Annotated in this window: 1 protein-coding gene; it reads left to right on the top strand. The window is 51.0% G+C overall.

The annotated features are described in order from the left end of the window. Window positions 1–28: 28 nt before the first annotated feature. Window positions 29–290: class II aldolase/adducin family protein (locus tag LZP73_RS20340; RefSeq protein WP_234236754.1), on the top strand; the 262-nt coding region annotated here is incomplete at its 3' end.

Below are 290 nucleotides of genomic sequence, written 5' to 3'. Positions count from 1 at the left end.
TTTCACGAGCCCAAAGAGAGTTTTTATCATGAGCGATTTCGCAAAAGTAGAGCAGTCTTTGCGAGAGGAGATGACGCGGATTGCCAGTTCATTCTTTCAGCGCGGATATGCAACTGGTTCGGCTGGCAATCTGTCGCTGCTTTTACCTGACGGGAATTTACTGGCGACACCGACAGGTTCATGCCTGGGCAATCTCGATCCACAGCGGCTTTCCAAAGTCACCGCGGATGGCGAATGGTTAAGTGGTGACAAACCCTCGAAAGAGGTGCTCTTTCATCTGGCGCTGTATC

Origin of the sequence: Shewanella sp. AS16 (assembly GCF_021412365.1) — a bacterium.
GTDB classification, from domain to species: Bacteria; Pseudomonadota; Gammaproteobacteria; order Enterobacterales; family Shewanellaceae; genus Shewanella; species Shewanella salipaludis.
This window is presented reverse-complemented; position numbering and strand designations above follow the sequence as displayed.